2 protein-coding genes are annotated in these 2,246 nt (G+C 62.5%); one reads left to right on the top strand and one right to left on the bottom strand.

What is annotated here, in order from left to right; all coding sequences use genetic code 11:
- Nucleotides 1-415, top strand: a 415-nt coding sequence (locus VML93_RS12255) for a 3-dehydroquinate synthase family protein (protein ID WP_422656535.1), incomplete at its 5' end; no start/stop codon positions are given.
- 56 nt (nt 416-471) lie between these two features.
- On the opposite strand, the gene VML93_RS12250 is transcribed toward VML93_RS12255, so the two are convergent.
- Complete coding sequence (locus VML93_RS12250) at nt 472-1,668, bottom strand: hypothetical protein (RefSeq protein ID WP_325610898.1); 1,197 nt, start codon at nt 1,666-1,668, stop codon at nt 472-474.
- Between the last annotated feature and the right edge of the window lie 578 nt (nt 1,669-2,246).

Here is a 2,246-nt window from a genome sequence, read left to right as displayed (position 1 = left end):
AAGTTGCCGCATCAAATCGAGCATCGTCGCGGCAGACGAGCGCGAGAGCGGGGAGCGGGCACTTCTCAACTTCGGCCACACCTTCGCCCACGCGATCGAAACCGCAACCCGGTACGAGACCTGGCTGCACGGTGAGGCGGTGGCTGCAGGGATGGTGCTGGCGGTGACTCTCTCGGAGCGCGTGGCGGGCCTGCCCGCCAGATCGGCTCAGCGAGTCCGGGCCTTGATCGAGCGGGCTGGACTCGCGAGGCGGCCGCCCTTGCTCGATGCCGATCGTTGGCTGCAGCTCATGTCGCGGGACAAGAAGGCATCGGGTGGCGTGACGCCATTCGTTCTGCTCTCGGAACTGGGCCGCGGGATGGTATGCATGGACGTGCCTCTGCACCAAACTCGCGGCGTCCTTTCAGGCGGTTAAGAAAGCTTCGCGCCGCTTTCTTCCCACGGGGCCTACCCGCCCTCAACAGCGATCAGCTATTGGGCACATTGAATCTGCACTATAAAGAGCTGCTGAGGCGAACTCGAGTCAAGGACGCTGACATTCGTAATGGTTTGCCCTCCCGCGGAGACATCCTTCAAACCAGTGACTTGGAATCCCCCACCATCAGATTTTATCTGCTGCGGACTGATCGCGGCCCCAGGGTTTGGCGGTGTCGGGAAGAACGCGTTGTAGGGAGGAGTGCCTCCAGTGATGACAAAGTTGGAGATCTGGGAGGCGCACCCTACAAGTTCATAGTCGTATCCTGACGGTACAACCTGAAGGGCTGACGGGGGAGGTGGCGTCGGCGGCGCGCTGGTTCCGGGCAGGTTGTTCAACGTTGCGGTCGTTTCGAGCCCGGACGCATCGACGATCAGCAGCGTCACACCGTCCGTGCCGGTGCACGTGCCGTTGGTGATCGCGGTAAAGAATCCGCCCGCGGTCGTAACGGGTACATTCGCGAGCAACACTACGGTCGGCACATTGGGTGTGGCGGAGACTTGATACGGAGGCGTGCCGCCGAAGACATAGTAGTCCGCGCGGAAGTTGTTCGTGCACTGCGAGCTGTCCACACCGTTGAAGGTCACGCTGGACGGGACGACCGAGAGCACTGCGGAGCAGTTGGTCGTCTGCACGATGGTGAACTGCGTCGTCTGCTGCTCACCGCTGGTGAGTTCAGTTGCACGCAGAAGCGCCGGCTGGGTGGCGACTCCCGCCGCGGCCTGGAGGATCACCTGGGCCACGCCGAACTGGTCCGAGACCACCGTAAGGGTCGACACGAACGGATTCGCCGGGTCGTTGCTCTTGATGCCGTAGGCCCCGCTCACGACGTCGAAGCGGACCGAGCGGCCGGGAATGCCGGCGCCGCCGGGGCCGGTGACCGTCACCTTGGCGGTCGCCGACTGGCCGGAGCACAGGGAGTTCGCCCCGCAGGACGCACTGGCCGGCGTGACCGTGAGCGTGTTGAAGATCGGCGCTGCCTTGACCGTGACACCGGCGGTCCCGCTTTGTCCGATCGAGTCGACCACCGTCAGCGTGACCGCCGTATCCGCGGTGACGTTGCCAGGAACCAGCACGATCGTTCCCGAAGTGTTGGCCTGTGCGACCGGAAGGATCGAAGAATTGCTCGAAGCGACCGTGTAGGGCGGCACGCCGCCCGTGATTTCGAGCGAGGCTGGAGTGCCCGAATACACTGTCGATACCCCGGGCAGAATTACTACCGGCCCCGGCGTGGGTGGGGGTGGGGCGTAAGGATTGTTGGGAGCGCCGCTGCCGCCGCCGCAACCGGCCAAGAGTGCCGTCCCGACCAGCGCCAAAAGCGCGAGGATCGGTCGCAGCCAGCGGGCGGTCAAATAATTCGGCACCATGAGAGGATCCCTGATGATGTTGTCCTAAAGATTCCGTGGTCGTCGCGAATTTTTAAACGCTGCGACAAGCATATAGGCCACTTTGTTCAGATTAAAGCGCAAGTCTGTTGCAGACGCAAGTATTTTCGAGGGGACGGATCGGCAACGGCGGGCACAGAGCCCATTTTGGTTGCCGCAATGCAACAATCTCGCTACTATGACTCGATTTCCCACACTTTCGTGGTGAGGGACCCTCGGGTCCATGCAGCGCGCGGGCCCTGGTTTGTTCCGACGCATTTGCACACGGAACGAAGGATCACGGAGTACCCGATGACTAGCGATTCCCGGCATACCCCGCCTCGACAGGGTCTCTATGATCCAGCCAACGAGCATGACAGCTGCGGGCTCGGGTTCATCGCGCACAT

Source organism: Mycobacterium sp., from assembly GCF_035499775.1.
Lineage (GTDB): Bacteria > Actinomycetota > Actinomycetes > Mycobacteriales > Mycobacteriaceae > Mycobacterium.
This window is presented reverse-complemented; position numbering and strand designations above follow the sequence as displayed.